The organism is Actinosynnema sp. NPDC050436 (assembly GCF_040655415.1).
Lineage (GTDB): Bacteria > Actinomycetota > Actinomycetes > Mycobacteriales > Pseudonocardiaceae > Actinosynnema.
In genome coordinates this window covers 67,827-86,706 of record NZ_JBFAJV010000005.1, presented here as the reverse complement: position 1 = coordinate 86,706, position 18,880 = coordinate 67,827, and the positions used below count along the sequence as shown (strand labels likewise).

12 protein-coding genes are annotated in these 18,880 nt (G+C 74.1%); 7 read left to right on the top strand and 5 right to left on the bottom strand.

What is annotated here, in order from left to right:
* From AB0I60_RS15215 to AB0I60_RS15200, 4 genes are all read right to left on the bottom strand, one after another.
* Nucleotides 1-6,105, bottom strand: a complete 6,105-nt coding sequence (locus tag AB0I60_RS15215; RefSeq protein WP_360729873.1) for an Ig-like domain-containing protein — start codon at nt 6,103-6,105, stop codon at nt 1-3.
* Nucleotides 6,106-6,205: 100 nt separating this feature from the next.
* Nucleotides 6,206-7,669, bottom strand: coding sequence for a serine/threonine-protein kinase (locus AB0I60_RS15210; RefSeq protein WP_360729872.1), 1,464 nt, complete (start codon nt 7,667-7,669; stop codon nt 6,206-6,208).
* Nucleotides 7,666-9,153, bottom strand: coding sequence for an FHA domain-containing protein (locus tag AB0I60_RS15205; protein ID WP_360729869.1), 1,488 nt, complete (start codon nt 9,151-9,153; stop codon nt 7,666-7,668). The genes AB0I60_RS15210 and AB0I60_RS15205 overlap by 4 nt, the downstream gene beginning before the upstream one ends.
* On the bottom strand, nt 9,150-9,923 hold the full coding sequence (locus AB0I60_RS15200) for a protein phosphatase 2C domain-containing protein (RefSeq protein ID WP_360729867.1): 774 nt from the start codon (nt 9,921-9,923) through the stop codon (nt 9,150-9,152). Before AB0I60_RS15200 ends, AB0I60_RS15205 begins: the two co-directional genes overlap by 4 nt.
* Nucleotides 9,924-10,255: 332 nt before the next feature.
* Between AB0I60_RS15200 and AB0I60_RS15195 the strand changes: the two genes are divergently transcribed.
* Genes AB0I60_RS15195 through AB0I60_RS15185 form a run of 3 tightly spaced genes read left to right on the top strand, consistent with a single transcriptional unit; the run spans nt 10,256 to nt 13,367 of the window.
* Nucleotides 10,256-11,758 (top strand): serine hydrolase domain-containing protein, encoded by a 1,503-nt coding sequence (locus AB0I60_RS15195; protein WP_360729864.1) that lies wholly within the window; start codon nt 10,256-10,258, stop codon nt 11,756-11,758.
* Between the two features lie 11 nt (nt 11,759-11,769).
* Nucleotides 11,770-12,711 carry a histidine kinase gene (locus tag AB0I60_RS15190; RefSeq protein WP_360729861.1) on the top strand — a complete coding sequence of 314 codons (942 nt, stop codon included), beginning with the start codon at nt 11,770-11,772 and terminating at the stop codon, nt 12,709-12,711.
* A complete protein-coding gene (locus AB0I60_RS15185) occupies nt 12,708-13,367 on the top strand; it encodes a response regulator transcription factor (protein ID WP_360729859.1) in 660 nt (219 codons plus the stop codon). The genes AB0I60_RS15190 and AB0I60_RS15185 overlap by 4 nt, the downstream gene beginning before the upstream one ends.
* Before the next feature lie 67 nt (nt 13,368-13,434).
* Here the strand turns inward: AB0I60_RS15185 and AB0I60_RS15180 are convergent, their stop codons facing one another.
* The gene (locus AB0I60_RS15180; protein WP_360729856.1) at nt 13,435-14,169 is read right to left on the bottom strand and encodes a polyprenol monophosphomannose synthase; all 735 of its coding nucleotides are present in this window, start codon (nt 14,167-14,169) and stop codon (nt 13,435-13,437) included.
* A gap of 169 nt (nt 14,170-14,338) precedes the next feature.
* On the opposite strand from AB0I60_RS15180, the gene lexA reads away from it, so the two are divergent.
* The 4 genes from lexA to AB0I60_RS15160 all read left to right on the top strand — a co-directional run bounded on the left by lexA (nt 14,339) and on the right by AB0I60_RS15160 (nt 18,874).
* Complete coding sequence (gene lexA, locus AB0I60_RS15175; RefSeq protein ID WP_360729854.1) at nt 14,339-14,995, top strand: transcriptional repressor LexA; 657 nt, start codon at nt 14,339-14,341, stop codon at nt 14,993-14,995.
* Between the two features lie 149 nt (nt 14,996-15,144).
* Nucleotides 15,145-16,644, top strand: a complete 1,500-nt coding sequence (locus tag AB0I60_RS15170; RefSeq protein ID WP_360729851.1) for an IMP dehydrogenase — start codon at nt 15,145-15,147, stop codon at nt 16,642-16,644.
* Nucleotides 16,645-16,789: 145 nt separating this feature from the next.
* Nucleotides 16,790-17,617 carry a DUF4097 family beta strand repeat-containing protein gene (locus tag AB0I60_RS15165; protein WP_360729848.1) on the top strand — a complete coding sequence of 276 codons (828 nt, stop codon included), beginning with the start codon at nt 16,790-16,792 and terminating at the stop codon, nt 17,615-17,617.
* Nucleotides 17,618-17,650: 33 nt separating this feature from the next.
* The gene (locus AB0I60_RS15160; protein ID WP_360729846.1) at nt 17,651-18,874 is read left to right on the top strand and encodes a serine hydrolase domain-containing protein; all 1,224 of its coding nucleotides are present in this window, start codon (nt 17,651-17,653) and stop codon (nt 18,872-18,874) included.
* Nucleotides 18,875-18,880: the final 6 nt, after the last annotated feature.

Sequence of the window (18,880 nt, the reverse complement as noted above, 5' to 3'; positions counted from 1 at the left end):
CTACCAGACCGTCTTGCCTTCGACGCCGCCGCAGTTGACGTAGACGGTTTCGCCCGAATAGCCGTAGTAGTTGCGGGTCTGCCTGGTCTCGTTCGGCGCGAACGTCTCGTTGACGAAGCCGCCGTTGCCGTGGTCGCTGTTGAAGGTGCAAGTCACCGAGGTGGTGAAGTCCTTGGTCTGCACGGTGATGTAGGCGCACGCGCTGGTCGTGCAGACACCGGTCCCGTTGCAGCCGCCCGATCCGCACGCCGCGCCCTTGGTCACGATCACCGACGCCGGCGGCGGGCCGGTGTTCTGCTTCTTGGTGGCGCTGACCGGGGCGCGGACGCCGTCGTCCACGGTGACCCGGATGGTGTCCGAGCCGTTGTAGCCGACGAAGTCCTTGTCGCTCCACGAGAACGCGGACGTGCCGGTGGTGAGGGTCTGGGTCTGCTTGTCGGTCTGGACGTGCACCGTGGCCGGCTTGCCGTTCGGGTTGACCGTGATGGTGAACTCGACGTGCTCGCCGCAGTCGCAGGTCTGGATCGCCAGGTCCTTGATCGGGCCGTACGCGGTGACCTCGGCGGTGGCCGGGGTGTTGCACGGGTTTCCGGCGTGCGCGCCGCCGCCGCTGCCGTTGCACGACTGGAGGGTGATCGGCACGGCCTCGCCGTTGGGCAGGCCGTTGACCGTGTACTTGACGTTGTCCCGGCCGTCCGGGTCGTAGTTCCAGGTGCCGCAGGAACCGCCGCTCCACGAGCAGGTCACGGTGTTGGTGCGGCCGTGCGACGGCGGCGCGTCGAAGGTGATCTCGGCCTGGCCGTCCTTGCCGGTCGGCTCGGCGGTGAAGTTCCGGATCGGGTCCGGCGTCGAGGTGGCCTCCAGCTCGGCGGCGGGCCCCGGCCCGGACGACTGGCCGGTGCTGTTGCGCGCGGTCACCGTGTAGCTGTAGACCGTGCCGTCGTTGGCCAGGCCGTCGTCGGCGCAGCTCGTGGCCTGGACGTTCGAGCACACCGTCTTGTCGCCCCGGCCGCTGCGCTGGACGGTGTAGGTGGTGGGGCCGGGGCCGTTCGGGCTCACCGCGCCCCACGACACCGTCACCGCCTTGCTGCCGCCGCCGGTCGAGTCCGCCGCGCTGAACGCGGGCGGGCCGGGCCGGGCGGGTGCGCCGGAGGACTGGCCCTCGACGGTCGCCGCCGGGCCGGGACCCTGCGAGTTGACCGCGATGACCGTGAACGCGTACTTGGTCTCGTTGTCCAGGCCGGTCACCGTCGTGCCCGTGCCGGTGGCGGTCGCCCGGCCGCCGCCGGCCCACGAGATCTCGTGCCGCAGCACCGGGGACCCGTCGTTCTGCGCGGCCGTCCAGCTCAGCCGCAGCGACCCGTCCTGCGGGTCGGACGCGGACAGGCCGGTGACCGCGCCGGGCACGGTGTTGGGCTGGGCAGGCTCGGACCGGCCGCTCGGCTTGCTCCAGCCGACCAGGTTATGCGCGCGGACGGTGAACGAGTACGCGGTGCCGTTGCCCAGGTTCGTGATCGAGCACGGCGACGCGGCGCACGTCTGCTTGCCGCCGCCGTAGTCGACCTCGTAGGAGTCGATCGGCGTGCCGTTGCTCGCCGGGGCCGACCAGGACAGCTCGACCACCTTGCTCTGCACCGCCCGGCCGGGCACGGGCGTGCCGGGGGCGTCGGGCACGCCGAGCACGTTGAGCGTGATCCGGCCGGTGACCTTGCGGTCGTCGCGGCCGGCGTCGGGCACGTCGGTGACCACGACGTTGAACACCAGCGTGCCGTTGGTGTCCCCGCCCGGCACGATCCGCACCGACGAGCCCTCGGGGCTCGCCGACGCCGCGCCGCCGGACACCTGGTGCACCGCCACCACGGAGACCCGCTGGTCCCGCAGCTGGGAGCGCACGTACGGCAGCAGGTTGACCGTCGTCGGGTCGCCGGCCTTCACGCCGTCCACGGTGACCGGGGAGACCGACGGCGGCGGCGCGGCGGCGACCCGGACCGCGAGCAGCGCCCTGGCCGCGCCGAAGCCGTCGACCGAGACCTCCAGCACGCCCGACGAGCCGGGGGTCGCGCCGGCGGCGGCCGTGATGGCCAGCACCCGGCTGCCCGAGCCGTCCACCGAGACGCCGTCCGGCCGGTCCTTCCACGACGCCGAGTAGCGCAGGTCCCCGACCTTGCCCCGGTCGGCGACCCAGACGTGGCAGACGGTCGTGACGTCGACCTTCACCGGCAGGCCGCCCTCGATCAGGGTCAGCGCGCCGTCCGGGCAGCGCAGCATCGGCGTGTCCGGGCCGACCTGCACCGGGATGGTGACCACGGCGGTCAGCCCGTCGGTGAGCGTCTCGCCGTCGGTGACCTGGAAGGTGACCGACGCCGGGCCGGTGTAGCCGTTCTTCGCGGTGAGCACCAGCTCCCGGTCGCCCTGCGGCACGGCGGTCAGGCCCGCCGGGGCGGCCCACACCTTGTCGGTCAGGGTCAGCCGGGGCGTGCGGCCCGAGGGCACCACCAGGTGGTCGGCGATGGCGACGGTGACCGTGCCGTCCACCGGGACGTCGATCACCTGGTCCGGCTTGACGTACGGGCCGCCGGAGCCGGGCGCGGGCACGTGGATGAAGCCCACGGCGGTCGCGCCGCCGTCGTCGGCCACCTCGTAGGCAACGGTGCGGGGGTGCTCGCCGACCGGCACGGTGACCTTGTCGCCGGACACCTTCGCGTCGTCGGCGAACACGCGGGTGACCTTCAGCTCCGCGCTGTCCTGGTCGCCGGCCTCCTTGAGCGGTTCCACCTCGGCGGTCCGCGCGTCGGACGAGGGCCGGGGGAACAGGTCGCCGGCCGTCGGCGGGGCGTTGTAGTCCTCCTGGCCGCGCACGGTCAGCGTGGCCACCGACATCCGGCCGATGCCGTTGCCGATGCCGTAGGCGACGACGGTGGGCTTGCCGTCCGCCTTCGGCGCGGTCAGCTTGACCAGGCCGTCCTCGCCCGTGACCTGGACGCCGGGGTTGCGCGCGGCGAGCGGTTCGAGTTCGGCGGTGTCGTCGCGGAAGTCGTTGGCCAGCACGTCGACCACGAGTTCGGTGCCCGGCGCGGCGGTCACCACGTCGTCCACCGCGACCGGCGGCTGCGGGTCGCCCGGCGGCACCACGGCCACCCGGACGGTGGCCTCGCCGCGCTTGCCGAACGGGTCGGTCACCACGTAGGTGAACTGGTCGGTGCCCGACGCGGTCGGGAACGCCTGGTAGGTCAGCGAGGTCGCGCCCAGACCGAGCACCCGGCCCAGGGTCGCGGCGGAGCCGATGCCGGTCACCGCGACCGAGTCGCCGTCCGGGTCGACGCCGCTGGTCGCCACCGGGACGACGACCGTGTCACCGGCGACCGCGCGCACCTCGACCGGGCGCGGCGCGGGCGGCTGGTTCGGCGTGCCGGGCGTCGGCGCGGGGTTCACCGTCACGTGCGCGCGGCCCACGGCCTGGTCGCCGGACGCGTTCTGCGCCACGTACTCCACCGTCACCGTGGTCGGCGCGTCCACCGCGGGCGGCGCGACGAAGCGGACCAGCCGGCCCGACACGTACGCCGTGCCCACGTCCGTGCGGCCGTCGCGGGTCGCGGTGTTCAGCCGGCCGCGCTCGGGCGCGTCGCGCACGTTCGCCTGGAGCGTGAGCGTGCCGCCGTCGGGCGCGGTGTCGTTGTCCAGCACCGGGATCGCGATGGCGTCGCCCGCCCGGACGGTGGCCCGGTCGTCCTTGGGCACCGGGGTGTCGTCGGCGGGCGGCGCGAGCTGGGTGACCGTGACCTCGCCGCTGACCGCGCCGGTCACGCCGTCGGTGACGGAGTAGCGGATGAGCTGCGGGTTGGGCTCCAGCACCGGGTCCAGCGCGTTGACCCGCAGCCAGCGGCCCTTCACCACGGCCACTTCGAGCTGGTCGCCCACGGCGGTGGCCTGCTGCACCGCGAGCAGCGATCCGGACGGGCTGAAGTCGTTGGCCAGCACGTCCACCAGCACCGGCTGCTGGCCGCGCAGCACGGCGGTGTCCGGCATCGCCACCGGCGGGACCGGCGAGTCCGGCGCGGCCGACAAGTCCACCCGGATGCCCGCCTTGGCGAACGGCGCGTTGCCGAACGCGGCGGTGTACTCCAGCACGACCGTGCCGGGCTTGGTGCCGGTCACCACGACCGTGCCGGCCTTGAGGTCGGTGACGACGGTGACGCCCTCCGGCGTCGCCACCTCGGCCGCCAGCCGCAGCGCGGCGGTCGGGTCGGTCGGGTCCGAGCCCGGCAGGTCGTTGTCCAGCGGCTGCACCTCGACCGGCCGCCCCACCTGGCCGCGCGCCACGTCCGGCTGCGCGGTCGGCGCGACCGTGGTGGCGTCCGACGCGGCCTGCACGGTAACCCGCTCGGAGCCCTGCGCCGGCTCGCCCACCCCGTCGGTGACCCGGTAGTCGACCGGCTGCGACCCGCCCGCCACCGGCGCGGCGAACTCCACGAACCCGGCGGGCGTGGTGGTGGCGACACCCGCCGCCGAACTCGCCTCCACCAGCACGATCGGGTCGCCGTCGTCGTCGCGCCAGTCGGCCAGCACGGGCAGCGTCAACCGGCCGCCGGAGGCGACCGTCCAGTCCTTGGGCTGCGCGCCCTTGCGCGGCGCGGGTACCGCGTTCTGCGCGGGCGTGCGGGCCTGCACGGTCACGGCGGCGGTCGCGTTGAGGCCGCGCCCGTCGTCCACGGTGTAGCGGAAGTGCACGTCGCCGGCGTCCTCGGGCAGCGTCACCTCGACGGTCTGGCCGTCCGGGGCGATGGCGAGCGTCGCAGCCGCGTTGTCCGGCGCGGTGACGTCGGAGACGGCCAGGATGTCACCGGCCGGGTCGGAGTCGTTGTCCAGCACGTGCAGCACGGTGGTCCGGCCGGGACGCGCGCCCAGCACGTCGTCCACGGCTTTCGGCGGCTTGTCGCGCGCCGAGTCGGAGGTGTTGTCGTTGCGCTCCTTGTCGCTCTGCCGCTGCTCCGGCGGCGGCTTGACCGACGACCAGTCGTCCACCTTCTGCTGGGAGGTCAGGTCCCACACCGCGCCGGTGTCCGCGTCGTTGAGCACCACCGCGCCCCGGTTGACCCGGAACACCGGCCGCACCAACGCCTTCTCGTCCTTGAGGTTGCCCGGCGCGACCGGCGCGCCGCCGCAGGAGCGCGCGTAGCCGCCGGTCGCACCGGCCCACGCGGCGTGCACGCAGCCGTTGAGCCGGACCGGCGCGGCCGGGGCGCCGTCCGAGGAGTACAGCTCGGTGGTGCCGCCCCCGCCGAGCTTCACGGACTTCAGCGCGGTCTTCGTCGCCACCACGACCACGTCGGCCTGCGGGCCGGGCTGCTGCGGGACCGCGTCCCGGCCCACCGAGGCCGTGCCGCCGTCGGGCAGCAGCAGCGTGCCGGACCCGGCGTCCAGGACGACGAGCTGGTCGCCGACCGCCGTCGCCCTCGGGTCGTCCACGGACCGGCCGAGGTCGCCGTGCTCGACGGCGGCGAACCCCGCGCCGTCCTGGCGGACCGTGGCGGTCCTGCCGGACTCGGCCACGACGTGCAGCGCGCCGTCGACCCCGACCGCCATCGCCGCCCTGCCGTCCAGGTCGGCGATCGGCGCACTGGTGGAGTCCACTTCGGCCAGTGCGGACACGCCCGCCTTCGGGTCGACCCGGACGGCCCACGCGCGCCCCTCGGCGGGGTCGAGCACGGCCAGCGTCCCGCCCGCCACCCCGACCTGCGCGGTCCCGGGCACGGTCACGCCCTGCTCGCCCAGGGTGACGGCGCGCGCGGTGTCGACCGGGTAGAGCCTGCCGCCCGCCCGGTCCCACGCCACGACGGCGGAGGAGTCCTGCGCGATGTCCAACTGGTAGGACTGCTGTGCTCCGCCCGGCGGGTAGAAAGCCGCGTCCAAAGAGCCGACCGGTTTGTTCAACCGGCCGAACAGCCCGTCCCGGTCGCTGGTCACCCAGATCCCGCCGTCGTTGAGCTCCACCTGGCGCACCGGGTGGCCCTGCGACGAGAAGGCGTAGGCGACCAGCAGCGCGGCGGCGACGCTGAGCACCGCACCCGATGCGATGGCGGTGCGGTGGCGGCGCAGGAAAGACAAGGGTTCCCCCAGTGCGCAAGCGGTTCAGGCTGCCAATCCGGCGTATCGAAACCCCACGGGATTTCGTTGCACCCCTTGGATAACTATTTGGAACGGTGTTTCACCCGCCGCAACCCTCAGGCGACCATTCGGCGGTGGCGTGCTTTCCATCCGCACGCACGACCTTCACCTGCAAGCACAACGGGCCTGCGGACGGCACGTCCACGACGGGGTCCTCCGCGGTGCCGGTGAGCGCACCGTCCGGCGTGCGCCAGGCGTAGGTGTCGCTGTCCTGGGTGGCGGAGTACTCCCAGGAGAACCGCACCGTCGCCGGGTCCGCGCGCACGGCGCTGACGGTCGGCTTGCCCGGCGGGGTGTTGTCGCCGCCGGCGTCGACGTCCAGGCCGGTGGTCAACGGTGGAGTGGTCGTTGCGGTGTCACCGTTCCCGCCGCCGAGCAGGACGCCGAGCGTTACCGCGACGACCACCAGCCCGCCGATGGCGGCGAGCACCGGCCACGCCGGGCGTCGAGGCGGCTCGGGCACCGCCACCTCGGGAGCCCGGGAGCGCGGCGGCACCACCGGGTCCGGCCGGTGCGGCGCACCCCCGGCGCGCGGTCCACTGTGGACGACCGGGCGGTAGGGCACGACCTCGAAGATCGGCACCGGTCCGCGCACCCGCGTGGCGGTCAGGTCGGACGGCTCCGTGGGCGGTGCCTCGCGCAGCAGCACCGGTCCGGACTCCAGCGCGAGTTCGGTGACCGGGAAGCCCAGCTCCCGCTGCACGGCCTGCAACCCGTGCGCGAACTCGACGGCGTTGCGGGGCCGGACCGGGGGGTCGGCCGCCATCGCCCGCGCCAGCAGGGCTTCCAGCGACCGGGGCGCCTTCCCGGTGGGCGGCGGACCTCCGCGCAGGATGCGGACCTCCTGCGCCTCCCGGGAGTTGTCGCCGCCCGGCACGGCGAACGGCGCGCGGCCGGTCAGCAGGTGCCACAGGGTCGCGCCCAGCGAGTACACCTCGGCGGCCACGCCCGGTTCGACACCGTTCGGCCGCACCACCTCCGGCGCGGACCACGGCACGGACAGCACCACGTCCCGGTCGGCGGTCGGCGCGGCCTGCTTCTCGGCGATGCCGAAGTCGGTCAGCGCCGGTTTGTTGTAGGAGTTGACCAGGATGTTGGCGGGCTTGATGTCCCGGTGCAGGATGCCCGCGCGGTGCGCGGTCTCCACGGCGCTGGAGATCTTCACCCCGACGTCCAGGACCCGCTGCACGGACAGGGGCTGGTGGTCGGCGACCCGCTTGAGGTCGTGGCCGGAGTAGTACTCCATCACCAGGAACAGCCGGCCGTCGGCGGACTGGTCGGCCGAGTAGACGGTCACGATGTTGTCGTGGCTGCCCACCTTCGCCATCGCCTTGGCCTCGGCCAGGAACATGTCCCGCACCCGCTGCGGCAGACCGGCCTCGTCGAGCACCTTCACCGCGACCTCGCGGTCGGTGCTGTGCTGGTAGTACACGTGCACGGTGGCGAACCCGCCGCGCCCGATCTCCCGCCGGTAGGTGAAACCGGGGATGTCCGGCGGCGTCACCCGGTCACCTCGTAGGTGAAGAACGCGCCCTCGCCGAGCATCACCCGCGAACCGGGCGTGAGGATGGCCGGGATGAGCCCGGCGAGCTCCTGGGGCGACCAGCCGGGTGCGATCACCGTGGTGCCGTTCTTCGAGCCGAGGTCGACGACCAGGACGTCCCAGCCGTCGAGGCGCACCTCGACGTGGTTGCGGGAGATGTCGTTGCCCTGGTTGGCCAGCCGGATGGCGTGCGGCGCGGTCGGGCTGCGGCCGGTGACCTGCGGGTCGCGGCCGAGGATCACGTTGCGGTCCAGGCTGATCAGCTCGCCCGTGGACAGGCGGAGCACGCCCAGCGGCGGGCGCGGCACGACGAACGCGTCCTGCGGCGGGAACCCCTGCCCGCACACCCGGCAGGCGATGGCGTGCTCGGGGTTGAGGTGCCGCGCGGGGCACGCGACGGCGCGGACCTTCGGTGCGCCGGCGGTGAAGACGTGCCGGGTGTCGTCCGGGGAGTTGCCCCGGCGCAGCATGGTCTCGTCCACGCGCGGCGGCGGCCCGGCCCAGCCGAGCGCCTGGATCACGCCGTCCGCGTCCCGCTGCACGGCCTGCGGCACCCGCTTCTCCGCGATCGGCGGCCCGTCCACGGCCTGCGGCACCGGCACCGCACCGGCCGGCGGGACGTCGGGCTGCGGCACGACCACGGTCCGCGCGCCGCCCACCGCCCCGTCGTGCGCCGGGGCGACGGGCGGCGCGGTGGTCGGTGGCACGGCGACCGGCGGAGTGGTCGGCGGGGACGCGCTCACGGGTGCGGCGGGCGGCAGCGGCGTGATGAGCTGGGGGACGTCCGGCGGCAGGGCGTTGTCGACAACCCGCACCTCGGCCTCGACGGGTGCGGCGGCCTCAGCCGGCACCGGGGTGAGTTCGGGTACCGGGGTGAGTTCGGGTACCGAGGGCGTGAACCCCTGCGGCAGCGCGGGCGCGACCGGCGAAGGCGGGCTCGGCATCGGCAGCACCTCGGTCACCGAGACCCGGTCCGGCGCGGGCACCACCTCCGTCACCCGGCCCACCTCCGGCGCCGCCACCAGCCGGGCCACCAGCCTCGACGCGAGCACCACCCCGCGCTCCAGCGGCAGCTCCGCGCTGCCGCCGCTCCCCGACGTCAGCCGCAGCTCCACGGCCGACTCCGGCAGCCCGGTGTCCACCCAGGTCGCCACCCCGTCGGCGCGCAGTTCGAGCAGCACCCCGTCCAGCCCGACCAGGCCGACCACCGCGTCACCGCGCAGCACGACCCGGCGTTCGCCCTCGGTGTAGCGGATCAGCGCGAAGCTGCCCACCGCGCGGAACCCCTCGTGCACGATCACGCTGAGCACGTCGTCCAGCCCGGCCCCGCCGCGCACCAGCTCCCAGCACCGCCGCACCACGTCGGACCCCGGCGCGGCGCCCATGATCAGCCAGGTGCCCTCGGCCACGACGGCGACGGACGCGCCCGGCGTGTAGACGGTCACGACGCGGTCCGGGGCACCGTGTCGTCGGGTTCGGCGTCGCCCAGCCCGTAGTCCACGACCACCACCGTGACGTTGTCCCGCCCGCCGGCGTCGACGGCCCGACGCACCAGCTCCCGGGCCGCGTGCTCCGGGTCGGCCACGTCCCGCAGCACGGCGGCGACCTCGTCGTCCGCCAGCTCGCCGGTCAGCCCGTCCGAGCACAGCAGGAACCGCTCGCCCGCGACCGGCGGGAACACCCACTGGTCGGGCCGGGTCGTCGCGTGCACCCCCAGCGCCCTGGTGATCACGTTGCGGAAGCGGGAGTACCGGGCCTCCTCCTCGGTCAGCGCGCCGGCGGCCACCATCTCGGCGGCCTCGGAGTGGTCGGCGGTGAGCTGGGTCAGCACGCCGCCGGCGTACCGGTAGACCCGCGAGTCGCCGATGTTGAACACCACCCAGTGCGGCGACCCGGCGAACCGCACCAGCGCCAGCCCGGTGGCCGTGGCACCCATCCCGGCCTGCTCGGGGTGCGCCAGCCCGGCGGCGCGGATGGCCCGGTTCGCCTCGGCCAGCGCTTCGAGGACGTCGTCCGGCCGCAGGTCCGGGCGACCGTCCAGCGCCCGCAGGTGCTCGACGGCCAATGCGCTGGCGACCTCGCCCGCCGCGTGCCCGCCCATCCCGTCCGCGACCGCGAACACCGAGGACCCGACCAGCGCGGCGTCCTCGTTGGACGACCGGACCCGGCCCACGTCCGAAGCCGCCCCGGCCCGCACGCCGTCCGCCCGCGCCATCAACGCCTCCCCGCCGGGCGGCCCTCCGGGACGACCACCACTCGCGTCTCACATCGCCAACCCGCCCCAGAACGTTGCACCCACCCCCGGGAGCAACACGCACCCACCCTTCCGGCCGCCGCGCGACGACCACGCGGCGCAACCCGCCACCCCGAGACCGCACATCCGCGCCCCACAGCTCCCCGGCGTCCACACCCGACGAACGTCGGGTGCCCCGGCTCCGCACCCCTGACGAAGGTCGGGGGTCGGGCCTGTCCTTCGCGCCCTGTCCCGCCCCGCCGCGCTCCCTAGCGTCGTCCACGACACCGAGGGACGACAGGGAGCACCACCTGATGAAGACCAGGACCACGGCGCTGGCAGCGGTTGTCCTGCTGGCCACGGCCCCGCTCGCGGCGAGCGCCGGCACGGCCACGGCAGGCACGACTGCGGCAGGCCCGATTGCGGCAGGCCCGATTGCGGCAGGCACGGCCACGGCCACCGTCGACCCGGCCGCGCTGGACCGGTACGTCGCCGACTACGCCGACGCCGCCGCCTACCCCGGCGTCGCCGTCGCGGTCACCAAGGACGACCGCGTGGTGCACGTCTCCGGGCACGGCCGGACGTCCGCCGGGGCCGACGTGACCGCGAAGACCCGGCTGCCGGCCGCGTCGGTGAGCAAGGCGTTCACCTCGCTCGCCGCCGTCCAGCTCGCCGAGCGCGGCCGGCTCGACCTCGACGCCCCGGTGACCCGGTACGTGCCCGAGTTCCGGCTCGCCGACGACCGCGCCGGCGCGATCACCACCCGCCACCTGCTGGAGCAGACCTCCGGGATCACCGACCGGACGCTGCCGGAGAAGAGCCTGCCGCAGCCGGGCTCGTTCGCCGAGGCGCTGACCCGGGCCGCGCCGACCTCCTTGGCCACCGACCCCGGCGCGCAGTACCGCTACTCGAACACGAACTACCACCTGGCCGCGCTGGTGGTCGAGCGCGCGGGCGGCGAGCCGTTCGCCGAGTACCTGCGCCGCAACGTGTTCGAGCCCGCCGGGATGCGCGACACGACGTCGGTCACGACCACCCCCGACGACCTGCCCGACGACGTGGCGAAGGGTTACGTGCACGTCTACGGCGCAGCGATCCCGGCCCCGGAGCCCACCCGGTTCGTCGCGGGCTCGGACGGCGTCCTGACCACCGCCGAGGACCTGGCGAAGTGGCTGGTGGTGCAGACGACCGGACGTGCCACGACCGGCGCGCGCCTGGTGTCCGACGCCGGCCTGAGGAGGATGCACACACCGTCCACACCGGACCGCACCTACGCCCTGGGCTGGGAGACCGCGAACGGCCGGGTCCGCCACAGCGGCATCTGGTTCACGCACTGCGCGGGCCAGCTCCTGCTGCCGAGCGGCTACGGGATCGCCGTGCTGGCGAACACGGGCGTGGCGCTGGGCAACGAGGGCACGTCGCGGCTGGAGGACGGCCTGGCGGCGTTCCTCGACGGCACGACCCCGGCGGAGCCGTCCACCGCCCGCGTGCCGATCGAGCTGGTCCTCGCCGCGCTGACCCTGCTCAGCCTGGCGCTGGGCGTCCGGGCGCTGCGCCGCCCGTGGCGACGCCGTTCCACCGCGCAGTCCGTGCTGCGCCTGATGCCGCGCCTGGGCCCGGTGACGGTCCTGCTGCTCCTGCCGACCGTGCTGGGCGTGCTCGTCGGCGGCGGACGGGACCTGAGCGCGGTCCAGCTCGCCTACTACAGCCCGGCGCTGGTGATCTGGCTCGCGGTGTCGAGCGCGCTGAACCTGGCCGTCCTGGCGACCCGCGCCACCCGGCTCCTGCGCGACCGCCCGGTCCCGGTGGCGGGGTAGCGTCGGTGACCGTGACGGATTCCGGGACGGGCGTGCCGCTCGCGGCCCTGGCGCTGTGCGCCGCGTCCGCCCAGGCGACCGCCCTGGCGATGGGCGACAGCGTGCCGCCGTGGACGGTGGTGGTGGTCGGGGCGGCGGCGGTGGCCGCCTTCCTGGTCGGCCGCCGCACCCGGCGGGCCGGGCCGGCCCTGGCCGTGCTGGGCGTGGCGGCCCTGCCGGTGGGCCTGGTGGCCCCGGAGGTGTGGGCGACCGCGCTGGTGCTGCTGGTCGTCGCGGTCGCGCTGCCGTGGCTGGTCGGCTACAGCGCCCGGCAGCAGGCGGACCTCGCCGCCGCCGCCACCGACCGCGTCCACCTGCGCGAGCGGACCCTCATCGCGCACGACATGCACGACACCCTCGGCCACGAGCTGAGCCTGCTCGCACTGCGCGCCGGGGCCCTGGAGCTGGCCCGCGACCTGCCCGAGCACCACCGGGCCGCCGCCGCCGAGCTGCGCGCCGCCGCCGGCCGGGCGACCGAGAACCTGGCCGGGATCGTCACCGTGCTGCGCGCCGACGACCCGCCGCCGCTGCACCCGGCGACCGCCGACGTGGAGGACCTGGTGACCCGGGCCGCCGAGGCGGGCCTGCCGGTGACCCTGGACTGGACCGGCCCGCGCCCGCTGCCCGCCACCACCGCGCACACCGCGCACCGGGTGGTCCGGGAGGCCCTGACCAACGCCGCCAAGCACGCCCCGGGAGCACCCGTGCGCATCACCGTGACGACCGGGGCCGACGGCACGGTCGTGACCGTCGCCAACCCGGTCGCGCCCACCACCCGGCGGGCACCCGGTGCCGGCTCCGGCCTGACCGCGCTGCGCGAACGGGTCCGCCTGGCCGGCGGCACGATCCGGTTCGACCGGACCGGCGGGACGTTCGAGCTGGTCGCCGCACTGCCCACCGGGGGCCCGCGGTGATCCGGGTGCTGCTGGCCGACGACGAGGCGATGATCCGCGCGGGCGTGAAGGCGATCCTCGCCACCGACCCGGACGTCGTCGTCGTGGCCGAGGCGGGCAACGGCCGCGACGCCGTGGAGCTGGCCCTCGCGCACCGCCCCGACGTGGCGCTGCTCGACATCCGGATGCCGGTCCTGGACGGCCTCGCCGCCGCCGCCGAGATCGCCCGCGTGGCGCCGGGCGTGGCGGTCGCGGTCCTGACCACGTTCGGCGACGACGCCTATGTCGCCCGCGCGCTCGACGGCGGCGCGCGGGGCTTCCTGCTCAAGTCCGGCGACCCGAGGGAGCTGCTGGCGGGCGTGCACGCGGTGGCGGACGGCGGGGCCTACTTGGCACCCAAAGTGGCCGCGCGGGTACTGGCCGCGATGGACACCCGCGCCATCACCCGTTCCGCCGACGCACGCGCGCGGACCGCCGTGCTGACCCCGCGCGAGCGCGACGTCCTGGCCCTGCTGGGGGCGGGGCTGAGCAACGCCCGGATCGCCGCGCGCCTCGACCTGGTGGAGGGCACGGTCAAGGGCCACGTGAGCACCATCCTGACCCGCCTGGACCTGGCGAACCGCGTGCAGGCGGCCGTCCTCGCGCACGACGCGGGCCTCACCCCACCACCGGACTGACCCGCTCCCCCGGCTCCCGCCGGGGCCTCACGCGTCCGGTCGGGGCGGCCCCGACCGGTGGGACGACTCAGGGCTTGCGGCCGAAGCGGAGCTTCCACGGCATCCGCGCCGACTCCAACTGCACCCCGAAGCTCATCTTCGACGTGCCCTCGGCGCGTTCCTCGAACCGGATCGGCACCTCCCGGATGCGCATCCCGCGCTGGGTCACCCGGTAGTTCATCTCGACCTGGAACGCGTACCCGTTGCTCTGGATCGACCCGATGTCGATCTTGCGGAGAGTGGCGGCGTGCCACGCCTTGAACCCGGCAGTGGCATCTTTGACACCCAACCGGAGGATCGTGTTGACGTAGACGTTCGCCCACGCCGACAACGCCTTGCGGTGCCACTCCCACTCGCCCGCCACCGAACCGCCCTCGACGTAGCGGGAGCCGATCACGACCGCCGCGTCGGTGTCCGCCAGCGTGCGCACCATGGTCGGGATGACGCTGGTCGGGTGCGAGAGGTCGGCGTCCATCTGCACGACGACGTCCGCGCCCTCGTCCAGCGCCTTCAGCATCCCCGCGACATAAGCGCGCCCGAGCCCGTCCTTCTCGGTGCGGTGCAGCACGGTCAGCGGCACCGGGCCGTCGGCGGCGAGCCGGTCGGCGACCTCGCCCGTCCCGTCCGGCGAGTTGTCGTCCACCACGAGGACGTGCAGGTCCGGGACGTCCACACCGGCCAGGAGGTCGACCAGGACCGGCAGGTTGTCCCGTTCGTCGTAGGTCGGGACGACCACCGTCACCTTGGGCGAACTCGATTCCATGCAGTACCCCTGAGAGTTTTCGCTGAGCGTCGAACACCGGTCCGGCCGGACGGGTCCACTGTAGGCAACACCCGCCGGACGACCACTCGACCCGGCGGACGGGTCGCCGAATCCACACATCGGAGTACCCGGGACGGGTCGCGGCCAACCGCTCTCTACCATTCCCGGGGTGACCGCCTACGACGACGTGTTCGACGACCTGGACGCTTCCGCCCTGCCGGTGCGCCGGCAGCAGATCCTGGCGGCGATCCGGGACTGGGTGGTCCGGCACGGGTACTCGCCGAGCACCCGGCAGATCGGCGAGGCGGTCGGGCTGCGCTCCACGTCGGCGGTGTCCCGGCACCTGGCCGCGTTGGAGGACCTGGGTTTCCTGCGGCGCGGTGACGCGGTGTCGCGCCCGATCGACGTCCGCGCGTTCCTGCGCGACCCCGCCGCCGGCCGGCCGTCCCGCGACTCGGTGACCGTCCCGGTGGTGGGCCACATCGCCGCCGGCACCCCGATCACCGCCGAGGAGCACGTGGACGAGGCCATCACCGTGTCCCGCGACCTGACCGGGCGCGGCACCGTGTTCGGCCTGCGGGTGCGCGGCGACTCGATGGTCGACGCCGCGATCTGCGACGGCGACATCGTCGTGGTCCGCCGGCAGCACGAGGCCCACTCGGGCCAGATCGTGGCCGCGATGATCGACGAGGAGGCGACGGTGAAGGTCTACCAGCGCCGCAACGGTCACGTCACACTCGAACCCCGCAACGACGCCTACGCCCCCATCCCGGGCGACAACGCCGTCATCCTCGGGGTCGTCGTCTCGGTCCTGCGCAGCGTCTGACCAACTGCCCCACCACCGGCCGTCCCCAGCGCCGGCGCACCCTTGCGACCCCACCGCCGACGTGGCTGAACGTCCCCGACGTGGTGTGCAAGGCTGTGCGCACTTTTTCGGAGCCGGGGTCCCGGCGTGGTCGTTCGGAGTGGGTGCTCGTGGTCGAGATCGTGCCCGGTGTGTCGCGGACGTTCAACGAGTTCTTGTTGCTGCCCAACAGGACGACAGCGGAGTGCACGCCCGCGCACGTCGACCTCGGCACGTCCCTGGTCCGGCACGCGGTCGGCGAGGCGTCACCCCTCCGCCTGTCGGTGCCGTTCACCTCGGCGATCATGCAGGCGGTCGGCTCGCCCGACCTGGCCGTCGCGCTCGCCCGCTCCGGCGGGCTGAGCTTCCTGCACCACAACCAGTCCGTCGAGGACCAGGCCGACGCGGTGCGGTTCGTGAAGAACTTCAAGGCCGGGTTCGTGGTCAGCGACACCACGGTCCGCCCGACCGACACGCTGCGCCACCTCGTCGGCCTGATGAGGACCACCGGCCACAACACGGCGGCGGTGACCGAGGACGGCACGCCCGGCGGCCGGTTCGCCGGCCTGATCACCGACCGCGACTTCCACCCCCACCGGCACGACCTGGACCTGGCCGTCCGCGACCGGATGCGGCCGGCGGACACCCTGACGTGCGGCAAGGAGGGCATCACGCTGTCCGAGGCCAACACGGCGCTGTGGGAGGGCCGCCTCGACTGCCTGCCGGTCGTGGACGGCGGAGGGAACCTGCAGCACCTGGTGTTCCGGTCGGACTACGCCGCGCACAAGCAGTTCCCCGGTGCCGTGGTGGACGCGGCCAAGCGGTTCCGGGTGGGCGGGGGCGTGAACACCCACGACTACCGCGACCGGGTGCCCGCGCTGGTCGCGGCCGGGGTCGACGTGCTGTGCCTGGACTCGTCCGACGGCTACAGCGACTGGCAGGCCGACGCGCTGCGCTGGGTCAAGCGGGAGTTCCCGGAGGTGCCGATCGGCGGCGGCAACGTCGTGGACGGCGGGGCGTTCGAGTTCCTGGCCGACGCGGGCGCGGACTTCGTGAAGGTCGGCATCGGCGGCGGCTCGATCTGCATCACCCGCGACCAGAAGGGCATCGGCCGGGGCCAGGCGAGCGCCGTCCTGGACGTGGCCGGGGCTCGCGACGCCTACGCGCGGCGGACCGGCCAGTACGTGCCGATCTGCTCGGACGGCGGCCTGCTGCACGACTACCACATGGCGCTGGCCCTGGCGATGGGCGCGGACTTCGTGATGATGGGCCGCTACTTCGCGCGGTTCGACCAGTCACCCGGCAAGAAGGTCCGCATCGGCGGCTCGGTGTTCAAGGAGTACTGGGGCGAGGGCTCCAGCCGCGCCCGCAACTGGCAGCGCTACGACCAGGGCGAGGACGAGCTGCACTTCGAGGAGGGCGTCGACGGCTACGTGCCCTACGTCGGCGACCTGGCCGACGCGCTGGCCCTGACCGTGGCGAAGATCAAGGCGACCATGGCCTCCTGCGGGGCGGCCACCATCCCGACCTTCCAGTCCACCGCCCGGGTGACCGCGGTGTCCGAGCAGAGCTACCGCGAGAACGCCGCCGCCGTGGCCATCCGCGAGACCGCCGACACCACCCTGGACTGACCGGGCGACGCCCTGACACCTCGCGGGACCCGGGTCCCGCGAGGTGTCAGGGTCGTGACTGCCCCGTGTCAGGGCGGTCGGCGAACGTACTCCCCAGCGAACGGCTCGGCACCACGGTCGAGCCCTTACCGAGGGGAGACCGGTCATGCCGACCTTCACCACGCCGAGCCCCATCACCGCCACCCTGACCACCGCCGGCGCGCGGGTCCGGGTCACCGCCGGTGAGCGGTCCGACACGGTGGTGCGCGTCGAGCCGGTCGACGGCGCGAGCAGGACCGACGTGAAGGTGGCCGAGGGCACCAGGGTCGACTTCGCCGACGGCGTCCTGTCGATCAGGACGACCAAGTCCGGCGGCAAGAACGGTTCGGTCGCCATCGCGATCGACCTGCCCGCCGGGTCGGACCTGGTGCTGGACACCGCGTGGACCGACGTCCACGCCAGCGGCCCGCTCGGCGCGTGCGACGTCAACACCGCCTCGGGTCACGTCCGGCTCGACCGGATCACCGCCCTGCGCGGCAACCTCGCCGGCGGCGGGGTCGAGGTGACCCACGTCGCCGGCGCCGTCGAGGTCGACGGCGGCACCGCCGGGCTGCGCCTGCACGAGGTCGACGGCACCGTCCGCTACCAGGGCACGACGGGCGCGGTGTGGATCGGCCACGCCCGGTCGGACGTCGACCTCGGCGGCTCCAACGGCACCTTCACCGTCGACCGCGCCGACGGCGACGTCACCGCCCAGGCCGCCAACTGCCCCATCCGCGTCGGCCGCACCACGCGCGGCAACGTCGCGCTCACCAACGCCTCCGGCGGCATCGAGATCGGCGTCAGCGAGAACACCGCCGCCGCCGTGGACGCCAAGAGCACCAAGGGAACCGTGCACAACACCCTGCCGGCGCAGGAGAACCGCGCCGACACCCTGAAGGTCTACGCCCGCGCGCGCCTCGACGACATCGTCATCCGCCCTGCGGCTGCCTGAACCCCTTCCCACAGCTACGAGAGGACCACATCGATGAACATCGCCTCCGACCAAGTCGAGCAGGGCTGGGGCCGGGTCGCCGACGTCTTCCGCGCGAACTTCGAGGCCGACGGCGAAGTCGGTGCCGCGTGCAGCGTCTACGTGGGCGGCCGTCCCGTGGTGAACCTGTGGGGCGGCCTGGCCGACCGCGAGACGGCCCGGCCGTGGCGGGAGGACACCGTCGTCCAGGTCGCGTCCACGACGAAGGGCGCCGCCGCGATCTGCGCGCACCTGCTGGTCCGACGCGGCGAACTGGACCTGGACGCCCCGGTGACCCGGTACTGGCCGGAGTTCGGCGCGTCGGGCAAGGAGGACGTCCCGGTGCGCTGGCTGCTGTCGCACCAGGTCGGCCTGCCGATCGTGGACGGCCCGCTCACGTTCGAGCAGGCGTGCGAGTGGGACCCGGTCATCCGCGCGCTGGAAGCGCAGAAGCCGTTGTGGACGCCGGGAACCGAGCACGTCTACCACAGCGTCACGTTCGGTTTCCTGGTCGGCGAACTCGTCCGCCGGATCACCGGCAAGTCGCTCGGCCGGTTCTTCGCCGACGAGGTCGCCGCCCCACTCGGCCTCAGCGCGTGGATCGGACTGCCCGAGGAGCAGGAGGACCGCGTGTCCCCACTGCACTTCGCCGCGCCGTTCAGCCTGGAGGAGCTGCTGGCCGGGATGATCGCGTCCACGGGCCTGGACGCCGACACCGTGACCGCGTGGGTGACCGCCGTGTGGGGCGCGGACTCGGTCCAGGCCCGAGCCGGCGAACTGGGCGGGGCCTTGGACAACTCGACGCCGTACTTCCTCACGCGTGCCTGGCGAGCAGCGGAGTTCCCGGCCGCGAACATGATCGCCGACGCACACTCCATCGCCCGCATGTACGCGGCGACCGTGAGCGACGTGGACGGCGTGCGCCTGCTCGACCCGCCGACGGTAGAACGGATGACGGAGATCCAGACCGACAAAACTCCGATGCACGGCCTACCCCCGGGCTTGACCATCCCCGCCGACCGCTCGTTCAACATGTCCCTGGGCTTCTGGCGCTCCTGCGAACCGATGCCGATGCTCGGCCCGGCCTCCTTCGGCCACCCCGGCTCAGGCGGCTCCATCGGCTTCGCCGACCCCGAAGCCACCGTGGGCTTCGCCTACACCACCAACCTCTGGAACTTCCGCCCCGACGACCCCCGAGCAGCCAACCTGGCCAAAGCCGTCAGGAACTGCCTGGGCTGAACCACC

Bases quoted from the DNA above. Each gene is read 5' to 3' on its own strand.
- AB0I60_RS15200 (WP_360729867.1), bottom strand. From the start codon at position 9,923: ATGGCGCGGGCGGACGGCGTGCGGGCCGGGGCGGCTTCGGACGTGGGC.
- AB0I60_RS15195 (WP_360729864.1), top strand. From the start codon at position 10,256: ATGAAGACCAGGACCACGGCGCTGGCAGCGGTTGTCCTGCTGGCCACG.
- AB0I60_RS15180 (WP_360729856.1), bottom strand. From the start codon at position 14,169: ATGGAATCGAGTTCGCCCAAGGTGACGGTGGTCGTCCCGACCTACGAC.
- AB0I60_RS15165 (WP_360729848.1), top strand. From the start codon at position 16,790: ATGCCGACCTTCACCACGCCGAGCCCCATCACCGCCACCCTGACCACC.
- AB0I60_RS15160 (WP_360729846.1), top strand. From the start codon at position 17,651: ATGAACATCGCCTCCGACCAAGTCGAGCAGGGCTGGGGCCGGGTCGCC.